Below are 12,878 nucleotides of genomic sequence, written 5' to 3'. Positions count from 1 at the left end.
GGGTGGGGCTGCTGGCGATCCTCGGGCTGCCGATGTCCTTCGCCGGGCCGCTGCTGGCGGCGCGCCTGCGCAACCCGTGGCCGCTCGTCGCCGCGCTCGCGGGGTGCTACGTCGCCGGCTACCTGGGGCTCGCGCTCTCCCCGGCGTCCGGGACGGCGGCCTGGATCGTCCTGCTCGGGCTGGCGCAGGGCGTCTTCCCCGTCGTGCTCGCCCTCATCAACCTGCGCACGCGCACCGCGGAGGGCGCCACGGCGCTGTCCGGCTTCGTGCAGGGGGTGGGGTACGCCGCGGCGGTCCCCGGACCGGTGCTGGTCGGGGTGGTCCACGAGGTCACCGGCAGCTGGGTCCCCGCGCTGGGCGTGCTGCTGGCCACGGTGGGGGTGCTGGCCGTGGTCTCCGTCGTGGCCTGCCGCCCGGCGGTGCTGGAGGACACCTGGGGCCCGCGCCGGGCGCGCTGAGGACGGCGCCCGCGCGCCGCTGCCCGCACCGGCTCCCGCTGCGAACCCCGCACCCGGTCGCCGTCCCCGTGGGATCCTGGGTCGTGGTCAACGACAGCCGCGAGCACGACGTCTTCGGCCCCTGGATCGACGAGGTCCGCACGCCGCAGGACGTTCCCCGGCTGTACCGCGACCACCCGCTGGACCTCGAGACGGCCCGGCTGGTGCTCAAGGTGCCCCGCAACATCACCCGGCGCGAGGCCGCCGCCGAGGTGGACCTCTACGACCACCTGGTGGTGGTGCAGGCCGACCTGCTGACCGTGCTGAGCCGGCACCAGGACGCGCGCGGTGCACCCGCCGGCGGACCCGGCGGGTACCGCACGCGGCGGGTGGCGCTCGGCGACGTCGTCGCCGTCCACGACGAGGTGGACCTCCTCGACGGCCGCCTGCACGTCCACGCCCGGGACGGGGAGGTGGTGTCGCTGGACTACAACGGGTCGGCCCGGGACCGCGTGCTGCGCCTCGTCGACGAGCTGCGCACCGGCCCCGCGGGCCCGGTCGCCGGGGGCCGCGAGCACCCGGGGCGCGCCCGAGCGACGACCCCGGCGCCGCGCACCGCGCCCGGCGCTGGGGCGGCGGTGGAGGAGTTCACGGTCGCCTCCCTGGACCCCGACGACGTCGCGGACGTCGCGGTCGTCGCGGACTACCGCCAGGTCGCCCGGCAGCGCCCCGACCTGGTCGCCGTCGCCTGGCACGGCCGGCGGCTGGTGCGCCCGCGCCCCACCGGTCCGGTGGGGGTGCTGCGCGGCCTCACCCACCTGCTGTCCCCCACGACGCTGCAGGCGGCCCTCCTGGCCCGCGACGGCACGCACCTGGAGGTGTTCGGGCGCCGGGAGTGGCTGGTGCGCGGGCACCGCCCCGTCCACTCCAGCTCCCGGCTGCTGCTGCCCCTGCGCACCCTCGACCGGGTGCGGGCGCGGCCCAACCCCCGCTACCGCAGGGCCACCGACGTCACGCTGCAGGCGGGGCGGGCGCACCTGCACCTCACCGTCCCCGCGGGCTCCCTCGCCGAGGCGGTGCTGGCGCTCAGCGCCACCTGGCCGTCCGGCTGACGACCGCCGCCGGCGTCACGGCAGCGGGGCCACGGCGGGGTCGCGGCGGTGGCGGAAGATCATCGAGGTGCGGAAGCCGACGACCTCCTTGCGCCGGCTGAGGGTGTCCACCAGGAAGGAGTGCAGGTCCTCCATCGTGCCCACGCCCACGTGCAGCAGGAAGTCGTCGCCGCCCGCGACGACGAAGACGGCCATCACCTCCGGCATGGCGCTGGTCTCGCGCTCGAAGCGGTCGATGACCTCCCCGCTCAGCGGGCGCACCTGGGTGGAGACCAGGGCCTGCACCCGCCGCCCGACCGCCGCCAGGTCCACCTCGGCGTGGTAGCCGAGGACGGTGCCCGTCTCGTGCAGGCGGCGGATGCGCTCGAAGCACGTGGAGGCGGCCACCCCCACGGTGCGGGCGATGTCGCGCACGGGGCGGCGGGCGTCCTTCTGCAGTTCCACGACGATCTGCTGGTCGATCTGATCCATGTTCGGAATCTAGTCGATCCGCCGAACACCGCTCCGAACCATCCACGGGAAACTCCGCTGTTCATCTAGCTTCACCACGACCGGGCGAACACGTCCGGTGCCGCACGGAGAGAGCAGGGGTGTCGTGGACGATCGGGACGAGGACCGGGGTGGGCGGCCGCCGCAGGGGCTGCGGGCACGGGCCGGCGCGCACGAGTGGGGCCCCGGCGGTGGTGCCGCAGCCGCCCCGGCTCCGCAGAAGGTCGTCCTCGTCTGCCGCGAGGACCTGCCCACCGCCGTGGCCGTCAACGCCGCCGCCGTCCTGGGCCTGAGCGTGGGGCACCACCTGCCCGGGCGCACCGGACCCGACGCCACCGACGCCTCCGGCACCACCTACCCCGGCATCACGACCCTGCCGGTGCCGGTCCTCAGCGCACCGGCCGCGGAGGTGGCGGAACTGTTCCGCCGGGCCCGCGCCGACGAGCAGGTCGCCACGGTCGTCCTCACCGAGACCGCCCGCCGGGCCAAGACGTACGAGGACTACCTCGAGCAGGCCCGTCGGGTTCCGCACGCCGACACCGAACCCGTCGCGCTGGCGGTCTACGGACCCCGCAACCGGGTCACGCGGCTCACCAAGCACCTCCCCCTGCTGCCGTGAGGCGGCGCTCCGGCGGGCGCCGGCGGGGTCCTCAGCCCAGCAGCGCACCGCGCAGGGTCTCGTCCTGGACGTTCTCGAGCACGGCGTTGCGCTTCCTGGTCAGCTCGCTGACGTCCTCGTCCATCTTCCTCCCCTGAGCGATCTCCAGGCCGATCCCGCCCGCCCGCCGAGCCGTCACCCAGTCGTTGAACGCCGTGGCGACCTGGGTGAGGTCCTGCGGGACCGACCTGCCGTCGGCCGGGTCCAGGAAGCGCTCGGTGAAGCGGGCGTCGACGGCTGCGGCCGACCACCTCTCCAGCGCCCGCTGCGGGGTGCCGCTGACGAAGGTCAGCACGTACGGGTCCCGTCCACCGACCGGCGTGCGGGGTTCCTCCCGGGTGACCAGCAGGCGCCGGCGGGTGTCCACGGCCTAGGGCTTGTCCTGCGGATCATGGGGGGCGACTTCACGGTCATGGCGATGGCCGCGCTGTCTCGACAGTGACCTTCAAGGTCGTCCACGATCGGTAGGTCCAGATGCAGCCATCCGCAGGGGGCCAGTCGTGACCACGCTCACCCAGACCAGCGACGTGCCTGACGGCGTGCTCCAGCTGCTGCGCAGCGCTCTGCGCGGTGACCTGCTCACCGATGTGGAAGCGATGGCCACCGCCCTGCACGAAGCAGGCTGGACACCCTGCACCCACGGCGGATCCTGGACCCACGGCAACGACCCGGCCTGGAGCGTGCAGTCCAGCGACCACGCACCGAACGTGTCGATCTTCGCCGAGGGCGATCACCAGGTTCTGCTCCAGCGCGCTGCCGCCCTGCGGACGCTTATCGACTCCGGCCAGGTGGGACCCGCGCAGGCCGGTGACCCCGACCCCGACTGGGTCACCTGGTCAGGCGGGGAGGTGGTCCTCTCCCTGAACGTCAGCCCACGACGCTCCCTCGGTGGGCACGTCGTCCCCGCGGTCCTGCAGCTCGCTGCGGAGCGGGCCGACACCCCCAGCGAAGGGCTTGCACCAGATCCCGAACGGGCCCGCCAGTTGGCGCGTGAGGGCTCACCGATCGCCCGCTGGTACCTCGCCGGTCAAGACGTCCTGCCCGATGACGTCGTGGCTGTACTCGCTGCTGACGCCGACCCGGCCGTGAGAGCGGCCCTAGCGGCGAATGAGCAGCAACGACAGTTCACCCGTGGCCAGGCCTGACGCAGACAGGGACAACGTCGCGGTCATCCCGCGCTGTGCGCGCTGTCGCCAGCGGCTGACGCCGGCGCGGTCATGGCGATCTGGGGGCGATGAGGCGTGGACACTCCCTGGCCCACCGACTCATCATCGAGCTGTGCCTCGCTACCAGGTGGTCATCCAAGCCAAGCGTCCTGAACGCTCCGCTGGTACTGGGATGAACCCCTGGAAGGCCGAGTGGGGCAGGGGGCACGTCTACTCCCTGGCCATCGGCCCCGACGTGGCCCAGGTCGCCAACTGTCGAGCCGCCGACGCCCGGCTGGCTCGCGACACCGTCCTTGCCCGCTTCACCGCGCTGGCGCGGGCCCATCTGGCGACCGACGTCAGCATTGAAGACGTCCATGTGCGGCGGCTGCGCCGCGGACGTCCGTCCGTCGCCGTCGACGTTCCCTCGCGGCCTGACGACGGCGATGACGGCACAGTTGGAGCCTTCGTACCCCGAACGCCGCTTCCGCCCACGGGGCACCTCAAGGCAGCGAAGCTCCCGCCGACGAGCTGAGCTCAACGTTGCGGTCATGGCACCGCAGAGCGCACGGTCACGGTCATCCCGCTGTCCGGTTGACCGTGACGCAGACCCTCAGCCCACAGGCAGCCCGAGCCTGGCGACCTCGGCTCGGTACACGGCGTACACCGCATCAGGCTCAAGGCCAGCGGTCTCACCCAGCTTGTTGACCAGCGTCGAGACGTGCCCCCACGCGAAACCCATGACCTCTTCCTCGTCATCGCGCACCGCAAGGCCGTACATGGAGACCCGTACCAGCAACTCGGCAAGGGTCTCAGCCGTCACCGGAAGCCCGCGACCTCCCGGGTTGGCCTGCTGCTGGATCCACTCATCAGCACTGGTCACGCGATCCTCCTCCAGGAGGAGGTGCTCAAAGCTGCTTGCGCCACGATGTGCACCTCCCGAGCTCCGTCTACCCGATGGAGCAATGATCATGACTGCACAGCCCCAAGGCATCGGGGATCACCCTGACCGGACCCTGAGGTGCCTCGACTGCGTCGCCTCGATCTACCGGTCATCCCGCGATACGGATAATCGCGACGGTCCTGTCACCATCCTCCAGTGGACATGCGCGAAGCCGCCCGGGCCTACTGCTCCCTCATCGACGAGGAGGTCGATCAGGGCACGCAGGAGGAGGACGCCGCCTTCGCCCACCGACTGCTGACCGCCCTCACCAACGCCGTCGCCGCAGCCTTGCGCCTACCCGAGGTCGACCCCAGCGACGCGGAATCCCCCGTGGACGTCTCCCACGAGCAATGGCACGCCTGCTACCGGCGCATCGGGCAGCGGATCGGCCCTGGGGCCGGCTACTACTGGGAGGCGTCCTATCCCTTCGCCGTGGACGAAGCTCAAGCCGGCGTCGGGCTTGGCGACCTCGTCGACGACCTGGCCGACGTCTGGCGCGACCTCGAGAACGGGCTGCTGGCCCTCGAGGCAGGGATGAGCCTGAACGATGTGCAGTGGCAGTGGCGCCAGGACTACTGGATGCACTGGGGCCACCATGCCGCCGGAGCCACCCGCGCCCTCCTGCTGCACTTGACCGACCGCGGACACCCCTCACCGCCAGGGACCTAAACGACACCTCGACGCGCGGTCATCCCGCCCTGCGGGCGATGTCGCGGTCATCCCGCGATGCGGTGACTTGGGTCAGCTGGGGTAAGCCCGCCGGCACATCGCCGACTCATCCCGCAGCTCGTAGTCCTCCTCGTAGACACACACCGCGCACACCGTCAGATCGCGCTGACCCAGCCCCGGATGAGCACCCTGCGGATGCCCGCACTCCGTGCAGAGCGGCTCCTCACCCTGCTCCTCCTGCCGGCGGGCGTCTTGCCGCGGCAGCCACCTCAGCCGCGCCAGCCACCGCTGCTTCCGCTGAGCCCGACGCTCCCACCGTTCCTGCTCACGCCGCGTCCTCGCCGCTGCGTGCAACCGTTCCAACCGCTCCACCGTGGCCACACCCGCCAGCCGCTCACGCAGACGCTCGACCTCGGTGTCGGTCAGCTCCGCGGTGATGGACGACGCACCGTCGTGGAAGGTGACCAGGGCCTCCCGCTCCGCCGCCGGGAGCAGCTCCACGTGGATGGACCACGCCGCGTAGGTGCGCAGCAGCGCCTCCTGGGAGGGGTCGCTGCGGTCGATGTCGATGCCCATGCCGGTGTCCCGGCTGTCGCGGTGGGCGTGCAGGTGCCGCAACGCGGTCTGGGCGTGCTCGACCTCGGAGGGTAGCTCGTCGCGGTAGTCGCTCCATGCGTCGATGTAGGCCCACGGCGCCGGCTCGGCCATGACCTCCAGGAAGGCGGTGCAGACCTGCTCAGCGGTGGTACGCGGCAGGCCGGTCTCGACCACGGCCCAGGTACGCCGACCGCTGCTGTCCTCGCTCACTCGCTCATGATCGCGCGGGCGGGCGGTGGGCCCGGCCATTGAGGCCCAGGTTCACACTCACGGCGCCGTACTCGAACCGCGCGGTCATCCCGCGATGTGCGCGCTATCGCCGGCGGCAGGCGACCTCATTTATATGCCGATCTGCGCGCGTGCTCCGGCTGGTGCGCGCCTCAATGCTCGGAGCGCAGCGACAGCCCCTCCCGGGTCAAGGCCTCTTCGAGCAGCGACAGTGCCCGTGGTCCCACCCCGTGCATCCGCAGCAGGTCGACGTCCCGCAGGCGACTCACGTCCTGCAGGGAGCTCACTCCTGCAGCAGCCAGTGCCCGCAGCGCTGGGCGCCCGATGCGGACGGGCAGGTCCGACGCGTCGGGGGTGGACGACTCGGACATGAAGGACTCCTTGGAGAGACGGGCCGGTCCACTGGTGGACTCCTTCGACGTCCGATCCTCATCGACGGCGAGCTCATCCGCTCATCCCGCGAAGCGGTGCGCTTGGTCATGCCGCCCTGCGCGGTCATGCCGCGCCGCGCGCCTGGGCGCACTCAGTAGCTGCCTTCGATCCTCGCCTGCGTCACCAGCTCCTCGTAGTGGTCACCGCCCTCGTCGACCACCTGCGGCTCCAGCACCGCGCTGGACCACGGGATCTCGCACGGACCCTCGTGCTCCGGCTCGCGGCACAAGGCTTTCATCAGGCGCTCTTTCACCTCGAGCGCCTGTTCCCGCGTGACCCACAGGCCGATGCGGATCTCGTAGGTGCCCTTGCCGTTGACCGGGTTGGTGGGAGCCACACCGCAACGGTAGTGAGTCGATCTCCGCTGGTCTCCTCATAAAGGTGATGCGAACTCACGGTCATCCCGCGAGGTTGGCCCGTCACCGGGTCCTCGGATGCTCCGGCGGAGTGACCTCTCCCATCGGTCCTCAGGCCGCCGACCGCTGCCTGCACACTGAAGGCATGGTGCTGGACCACAGCGGCTACCCCTTACGTCGCGGGGAGCCGGAGTACACCGACGACGACCGCTTCTGGGACGGCACCCGCCTGCATCACCTCATCTGCGACGACGTCGCCAAGCGTCAGGGCGTGCTGCTGTCCACCGCTGACGTCGTCGTGCTCAACTCGATGGGCTGCTGCCCCGGCACCGGTCACTGCGGCTCGAAGGTCATCGCCAGCAACAGGGCACGTCGTCGACTGGCCGCAGCCGGCTTCGTCCGCTTCCAAGAGCCTGAGGGCACCCTGCAGCACTGGGAAGCCGACGACGGCACCACGCTGGCCCTGCTCGTCGGTGAGGTCACCCGCCCCTGCCTGGACTGAGAGTCCCTCACCAGGCGGGTCCCACCTACCGGTGCATCCACGGCGCGGCGTCCGAAGCCAGCGACTTCACGGTCATCCCGCTGGCCGCGCAGACGTCCCGTCATCCCGCCGTCCGCGTGGTCATCGCCCCTCCGGTGAGACACCGGCCCGTGATGGCGGCAAGACTGCTGGTGCGTCCCAGCAGCGACGCGATCACCAGTGAGGGGACAGCATGAGCAGGAGAACACGAGCGGTGCGGCGAGTCGCCGGCCTGACCATGACGCTGTACGCCCTCTGCAGCTGCGGCAACACCCCGACCACCGGCACCTCCCCCGAAGAGAGCGAGCAGCCCGCGCTGGTCCTGACGCCCTCTCAAGAGGACGCCGTCGCGGCGCTGACCCACCCGGAGTACGCCCGCCGCGGCAACCCCCTGGGGCTACTCAGCACCACCCAAGACCTCGTAGGCAGTGCCCTCGACTGCGATGAGGTCGCCGAGCACCTCGACATCCACATCCCCAGCTTCCCGACGCTGCAGGAACGCGGCTTCACCCTCACCTGCGGCAGCTCCGAAGGCGCCGGCGTCTTCGGGCACCCGGTGCCCTCAGCGGCCAACCCACCTGCACCGCCGGCGGACCCGGCCGCCGATGTCCACGGCGTCAACATTGCTTACCTGCCCCCGGGCGTGGACGCCGACGGCACGCCCTTCGACGAGGCCCGCAGCCAGGGACTGGTGTGGATGACGATCCTATACGGCGGGGATATCGCCCAGCCGCCCACCGCTGCTGCGACCAGCGAGCCATCCAGTTTGGACTTCACCACGCTGCAGTGGCGCAACGGCAACGTGCTCGGGGTCCAGTACATGGATCCCGGTGACACTCGCATGGCCTGGCGCGCCACCGCGGCTGACCACGTCTTCGGCGTCAGCGTGAACACCTCCGGTGATCCTGTCGCCGGGGTCGCCCTGCTGAAGGACGGGGTCAACCTCCCCACATGACCCTCCGCACGGCCCACGCCGACGTCACGGTCATCCCGCGCTCAGCGCGCGATCATGGCTGGCCAGGGACGGCCGCTCGTGCCGAAGAGCGCGCCCCGCGGCGTCCTCCAGACCCGGGGCATCGACCTAGGCTGGACACTGTGGACGACGTCCTGCCCCTGCTGGTGCTGACCGCAGCCCTGGCCGCAGTGATGGGGTTCTTCACCTGGCTGGCGCACCTGGTGCGCCGGCGTGGCCTGGCCGGCACCGCCATCCGCGACGCGCTGGCCGCCTACGAAGAAGCCTGGCACGTCAGCGGCTACGAAGCGCACCGAGAAGTTCAAGCGCAGGGAGAGCGGACGGTGCCCATCCCCGCACCAGACGACCCAGGAGCCACCAGGCCACACTTGACCGGCGAGGTGGCGGTCCGCCCTCACCGCACCGCTGGGCCACCCTCTCACCCACGCCGGAGACTGCGGCACCTCATCAGCAACAGACTGCTTCCTCATCGTCACTGAGCACAAGGCGCTGCCGATGACGCCCGGCCGACTGCCCCTAACGCGCCAGTGACTTCACGCTCATCCCGCCATCCGCTGGGTCTCAGTCGTGCCGCTCGCGCTGGTCGTGAGCGACTGCGGTGCCGGGCGGTCAGCGAGACAGCCGCCACGGCGCCACCGGCTGCACGTCCGGAGCAAAGCCCATCGAGGCGGCCAGCGCACCGGCCTCAGCCAGTCCATGACCGACGAATTCCGGCTTGTGCGCATCACTGCCGAAGGTGACCTGTCGGCCCCCTTCCTGCACCCACCAGCGCAAGATCACCGGGTCCATGGGCAGGCGTGTGTTGATCTCCAGCGCCCGCTCGGCCTGCGCCAGGACGCGCAGGGCGTGGCGCAGCTCCTCCTCGAAGTCACCCAGGCGAAACGGCTCGGCGTCCTGGGGCCAGGAGCGGATCGGGTAGTCGATGTGGGCGAACGCGGTGAACGCATGTGACCCGGCCACCATGCGAGGAATTTCGGCGAGGTAGTCGCGGACGACGTCGGCGGCGCGGTGGTGGGGGTAGAGCTCCCACGGTTCAGCGAACTCGTCGCCGTCGGGCAGGCAGTGCAGGGAGCCGAGCACCCGCTCGAAGCCTCCGCGGGCGAGCAGCTCCTCGACCTGGGCGACGTGCCGGTGAGGCTGCCCCACTTCCATGCCCGTCACCACGCGCAGCTGCGGGAACATCGAGCAGCACCGCTCGATGCTGTCCAGGTAGCCGTCCACGTCCAACACCGGCGCAGTGAGGATGCCGTCGGTGACGAAGTCGGCGACCTCCGGGTAGCTCTCGGGCAGGAAGCCGGCGCGGAAGGGCGTGAAGTCGACGTGCTCAGTGAAGATCACCGCAGGAAGTCCGAGGGCGGCGGCTCGGGCGCAGGTGGCTTCCATGTCCCCGATCAGGCGGGCGTCCCAGGAGAACTGGCTGTGCACGTGAGCATCGGCGGGTAGGTCCACCCGCCGCAGTGTGCCCGCACCCGTGCTCGGCTGCGCCTCTAAAGAGCCTCCGACCAGCCGCTGATGCGCCAGTGCCGACTCGACCACCTCACAGCGATCCCACGGTTAGGGCGGCATGGCGCCCGGCCCGCGCCCGGCTCATCGGTGGCATCGGCGGGCCACCTCTGCCAGCGTGAGCGTTCATGACGCAGGCGTCGCCCCCTTCGAGCGTTGGCCTGCCCACGGTGTTGCCCGCTGATGATCACACCCACTCGCAGTTCTCCTGGGACTCCTTCCACGGCAACATGCGCGCCAGCTGCCAGCACGCCCTGGCGGTGGGCTTGCCGGCCATCTCCTTCACCGAGCACGTCGACTTCACCCTCTGGAACGCCCCACCCGGCGGCTGGGCCTGGGACGAAGGCATCCGCGGCAGCTACGACGACCCGGTCGGTCCCGGCGGGCACGGGCACTTCATGGGCGCCCCCCTGGAAGTCGACGCCTACCAAGCAGCGATCGAGGACTGCCGCACCCGCTTCCCCGACCTGACCATCCGCTCCGGGGTGGAGATGTCGGAGGTGCACTGGCACACCGGCCCCGTCCGCGATGTCCTCTCCCGCGGCTTCGAGCGCATCGTGGGCTCCATTCACACCCTGCCCGACCTGCGCGCCCGCGGTGAGCACCTGCTGGTCGACCACGCCAAGGACCAGCGCAGCCCGCTGGACCTGCTGTCCGCCTACCTGAGCGAGGTCGAGGCCATGGTCGCCAGCGACGGCCCGTTCGAGGTGCTGGGGCACATCGACTTCTCCCTGCGGCACTGGAGCCCAGGCGATGGTCCCTCGCCGTGGGGGCAGGTGGAGGAGCAGGCCCGCCACGTCCTGGGTGTGCTGGCCGCCTCGGGGCGGGTGCTGGAGGTGAACACCAGGCTGCCGCTAGACCTGCGGGTGGTCCGGTGGTGGCACGAGGCCGGTGGCGGTGCGGTCTCCTTCGGCAGCGATGCGCACGTGCCCGGCGACGTCGGAGCCCGCTTCCGGGAGGTGTCCCAGGCCGTGGCGAGCGCCGGCTTCCGCCCCACCGATGACCCCACAGCCTTCTGGGGCCGCACCTGACCAATCGGGCAGGGCCTCGCGGTCATCCCGCGATCCGGGTGCGACCAGACCGTGCGCTGGAGTCATGATCCGCAGGACAAGCCTAGACGTCGCCCACGTCGACGTGGACCGGGCGACCCTGCTCGTGCGGGTCGTCCCGGACCAGCTGGCCGGTGGTCCCGTCGCCCAGGAAGAGCATCCAGCCGGGCTCGGTCACCGGGGCGAACTCCGCGCCGATGCCGAAGTGCCCGCCGGCGCTCCAGGTCGAAGTCGTCGAAGGCCAGCCGCAGGGTGACCGTCACGTCGGTCTCCAGCACCGCCGGGGAGCAGTGGACGACCCGGGATCCCGGTGCACCGGTGGACAGGGCGTCCAGGTGCGTGCCCGCCACCCGCCGGTCGAAGACGTGGTGCATGGTCCACGCCATCGGCCCACCCGTGTCCAGGTTGCGCACGCGCGAGGTCACCAGCGTGGAGCGGTGGGGCTGCATGCCGGGCCACACGCTCATGATCCTGGTGCTGAGCGGGCGCCCGAGGCCGAGCGGTCGCGGCCGGGGGTCGACCGGGTCCACGGCGGGGCCGCCCGCCGAGGACTCCGCTCGTCCCCCGGGAGGGCCCGGCAGCGGGTCGAGGTGCTCGACGTTCCGCTCGCACGCAGGCGCTCGTCGACGGCGGATCGACCATCGCGCTCCAGCACCGGTGTCCACTAGCATGCCCGCCACGGGACGACCACGACGCGGTGGAGAGGGCTTCCGCCCGCGGTTCCGCGACGGGCTACCTCGGGCGGGTGCGCGATGACGAGCGGAACGACACCGGCCGCGACGTGCGACCTCACCATGAAGGGCGGGATCACCAGCGGCGTGGTCTACCCCCGCGCTGCGACGGTGCTCTCCCGGCACTACCGCTTCGTCAACCTCGGGGGCGCTTCGGCCGGGGCCATCGCCGCCGCCCTGGCAGCGGCCGCCGAGTGCGGGCGGCACGTGGAGGGAGCCGGTTTCGACCGCCTCGACGAGGTCGCCGATGAACTGGCCGGCCGCCGGACGGTGCCCGCCGAGGGCCGGACGGGGTTGACGTCCCTGTTCGAACCGGCCGGCGCGACGGCACCGCTGTTCGGCCTGCTGACCGCCGGGCTGGACCTCGCGAGCGCGCTGCGCGGGCGGGCGGCCTCCCCCGCGGCGGGGCCGGGCGAGGCGCCGGCGGGTCGGTCGGCCGGACGGGTGGCGTCGCGGGCGCACCCCGCGTGGTCGCTGGTGAAGGCGCTGGGCCGGGTCGCGGCCAGCCGGCGGGCAGGGGTGCGGCTGGCCCTGGCGGTGGCCCCGGGGAGCGTGGTGCTGCTCACCTCGGTGATCACCTGGGACGAGGACGACGGGGCCGGTTCCTGGCTGCCGGTGCTCAGCGGCGGGGTGGGCGCGGGCCTGGTCGTCGTCGGCGCGGTCGTCGGGCTGGGCTGGAGCGTGGCGCACCTGCTGCGGGTGGAGGTTCCGAGGAACTCCTACGGCATCCTCACCGGCCTCGGCCGGCAGGGGTCGACGGCCGCCCTCACCCCGTGGCTGGCCGCGCGCCTGGACGAGCTGGCCGGGCGGGGCACGGCGCAGCGGCCCGGTCCGCTCACCTTCGCCCACCTGTGGGGCGCGCGCACGCCCGAGCAGAAGGCGGCCTGCCGCCGCGACCGGGAACTGCGGGCCGTCAACCTGGAGGTCATGACCACCGACCTGGTGCAGGGCCGCCCGCGGCGGCTGCCCCCGGTGGAGGACGAACTGCTGTACTTCCGCGAGCAGGAGTGGCTGGAACTGTTCCCCGAGCCGATCG

General features: G+C 71.9%; 17 protein-coding genes and 1 pseudogene. 11 read left to right on the top strand and 7 right to left on the bottom strand.

The genetic code is table 11. The features are described from left to right. Both GTQ99_RS11710 and GTQ99_RS11705 read left to right on the top strand, forming a co-directional pair. Positions 1-458 (top strand): MFS transporter (locus GTQ99_RS11710; protein WP_166615912.1); only part of this gene is annotated, 458 nt, incomplete at its 5' end. Positions 459-541: 83 nt separating this feature from the next. Then, positions 542-1,549: a hypothetical protein gene (locus tag GTQ99_RS11705; protein WP_166615911.1), complete on the top strand. Its 1,008-nt coding sequence runs from the start codon at positions 542-544 to the stop codon at positions 1,547-1,549. Between the two features lie 15 nt (positions 1,550-1,564). On the opposite strand, the gene GTQ99_RS11700 is transcribed toward GTQ99_RS11705, so the two are convergent. Beyond that, positions 1,565-2,020 carry an Lrp/AsnC family transcriptional regulator gene (locus GTQ99_RS11700; RefSeq protein WP_166615910.1) on the bottom strand — a complete coding sequence of 152 codons (456 nt, stop codon included), beginning with the start codon at positions 2,018-2,020 and terminating at the stop codon, positions 1,565-1,567. A 124-nt stretch (positions 2,021-2,144) separates the two neighbouring features. On the opposite strand from GTQ99_RS11700, the gene GTQ99_RS11695 reads away from it, so the two are divergent. After that, complete coding sequence (locus GTQ99_RS11695) at positions 2,145-2,657, top strand: DUF2000 family protein (RefSeq protein ID WP_205707284.1); 513 nt, start codon at positions 2,145-2,147, stop codon at positions 2,655-2,657. A gap of 31 nt (positions 2,658-2,688) precedes the next feature. Here GTQ99_RS11695 and GTQ99_RS11690 read toward each other — a convergent pair whose 3' ends face one another. Next, complete coding sequence (locus tag GTQ99_RS11690; protein WP_166615909.1) at positions 2,689-3,063, bottom strand: hypothetical protein; 375 nt, start codon at positions 3,061-3,063, stop codon at positions 2,689-2,691. A 133-nt stretch (positions 3,064-3,196) separates the two neighbouring features. On the opposite strand from GTQ99_RS11690, the gene GTQ99_RS11685 reads away from it, so the two are divergent. Both GTQ99_RS11685 and GTQ99_RS11680 read left to right on the top strand, forming a co-directional pair. Next, positions 3,197-3,841: a hypothetical protein gene (locus GTQ99_RS11685; RefSeq protein ID WP_166615908.1), complete on the top strand. Its 645-nt coding sequence runs from the start codon at positions 3,197-3,199 to the stop codon at positions 3,839-3,841. Between the two features lie 133 nt (positions 3,842-3,974). Beyond that, positions 3,975-4,376 (top strand): hypothetical protein, encoded by a 402-nt coding sequence (locus GTQ99_RS11680; protein WP_166615907.1) that lies wholly within the window; start codon positions 3,975-3,977, stop codon positions 4,374-4,376. Positions 4,377-4,454: 78 nt separating this feature from the next. Here GTQ99_RS11680 and GTQ99_RS11675 read toward each other — a convergent pair whose 3' ends face one another. After that, a complete protein-coding gene (locus GTQ99_RS11675; protein WP_166615906.1) occupies positions 4,455-4,724 on the bottom strand; it encodes a hypothetical protein in 270 nt (89 codons plus the stop codon). A 222-nt stretch (positions 4,725-4,946) separates the two neighbouring features. On the opposite strand from GTQ99_RS11675, the gene GTQ99_RS11670 reads away from it, so the two are divergent. Beyond that, the gene (locus GTQ99_RS11670) at positions 4,947-5,453 is read left to right on the top strand and encodes a DUF5063 domain-containing protein (protein ID WP_240897245.1); all 507 of its coding nucleotides are present in this window, start codon (positions 4,947-4,949) and stop codon (positions 5,451-5,453) included. A 72-nt stretch (positions 5,454-5,525) separates the two neighbouring features. On the opposite strand, the gene GTQ99_RS11665 is transcribed toward GTQ99_RS11670, so the two are convergent. From GTQ99_RS11665 to GTQ99_RS11655, 3 genes are all read right to left on the bottom strand, one after another. After that, positions 5,526-6,224: a hypothetical protein gene (locus tag GTQ99_RS11665; RefSeq protein WP_166615904.1), complete on the bottom strand. Its 699-nt coding sequence runs from the start codon at positions 6,222-6,224 to the stop codon at positions 5,526-5,528. 206 nt (positions 6,225-6,430) lie between these two features. Beyond that, on the bottom strand, positions 6,431-6,649 hold the full coding sequence (locus GTQ99_RS11660; RefSeq protein ID WP_166615903.1) for a helix-hairpin-helix domain-containing protein: 219 nt from the start codon (positions 6,647-6,649) through the stop codon (positions 6,431-6,433). 152 nt (positions 6,650-6,801) lie between these two features. Next, positions 6,802-7,047 (bottom strand): hypothetical protein, encoded by a 246-nt coding sequence (locus tag GTQ99_RS11655; protein WP_166615902.1) that lies wholly within the window; start codon positions 7,045-7,047, stop codon positions 6,802-6,804. A gap of 164 nt (positions 7,048-7,211) precedes the next feature. Here GTQ99_RS11655 and GTQ99_RS11650 point away from each other — a divergent pair, with 164 nt between their 5' ends. From GTQ99_RS11650 to GTQ99_RS24380, 3 genes are all read left to right on the top strand, one after another. Then, positions 7,212-7,568 (top strand): hypothetical protein, encoded by a 357-nt coding sequence (locus GTQ99_RS11650; RefSeq protein ID WP_166615901.1) that lies wholly within the window; start codon positions 7,212-7,214, stop codon positions 7,566-7,568. Positions 7,569-7,779: 211 nt separating this feature from the next. Then, complete coding sequence (locus GTQ99_RS11645) at positions 7,780-8,541, top strand: hypothetical protein (RefSeq protein ID WP_166615900.1); 762 nt, start codon at positions 7,780-7,782, stop codon at positions 8,539-8,541. Positions 8,542-8,681: 140 nt separating this feature from the next. Beyond that, positions 8,682-9,038: a hypothetical protein gene (locus tag GTQ99_RS24380; RefSeq protein WP_205707283.1), complete on the top strand. Its 357-nt coding sequence runs from the start codon at positions 8,682-8,684 to the stop codon at positions 9,036-9,038. 130 nt (positions 9,039-9,168) lie between these two features. On the opposite strand, the gene GTQ99_RS11635 is transcribed toward GTQ99_RS24380, so the two are convergent. After that, the gene (locus GTQ99_RS11635; protein ID WP_205707282.1) at positions 9,169-9,984 is read right to left on the bottom strand and encodes a PHP domain-containing protein; all 816 of its coding nucleotides are present in this window, start codon (positions 9,982-9,984) and stop codon (positions 9,169-9,171) included. A 248-nt stretch (positions 9,985-10,232) separates the two neighbouring features. Between GTQ99_RS11635 and GTQ99_RS11630 the strand changes: the two genes are divergently transcribed. Beyond that, a complete protein-coding gene (locus GTQ99_RS11630; protein WP_205707281.1) occupies positions 10,233-11,093 on the top strand; it encodes a PHP domain-containing protein in 861 nt (286 codons plus the stop codon). Between the two features lie 770 nt (positions 11,094-11,863). Then, positions 11,864-12,878: pseudogene (locus GTQ99_RS24375) on the top strand (patatin-like phospholipase family protein); the annotation flags it as partial.

The sequence above is a fragment of the Kineococcus vitellinus genome (genome assembly GCF_009906315.1).
In the GTDB taxonomy this organism is placed as follows: Bacteria; Actinomycetota; Actinomycetes; order Actinomycetales; family Kineococcaceae; genus Kineococcus; species Kineococcus vitellinus.
Note: the sequence above shows the minus strand (reverse complement) of the source record. Positions and strands in the feature narration are given on the sequence as shown.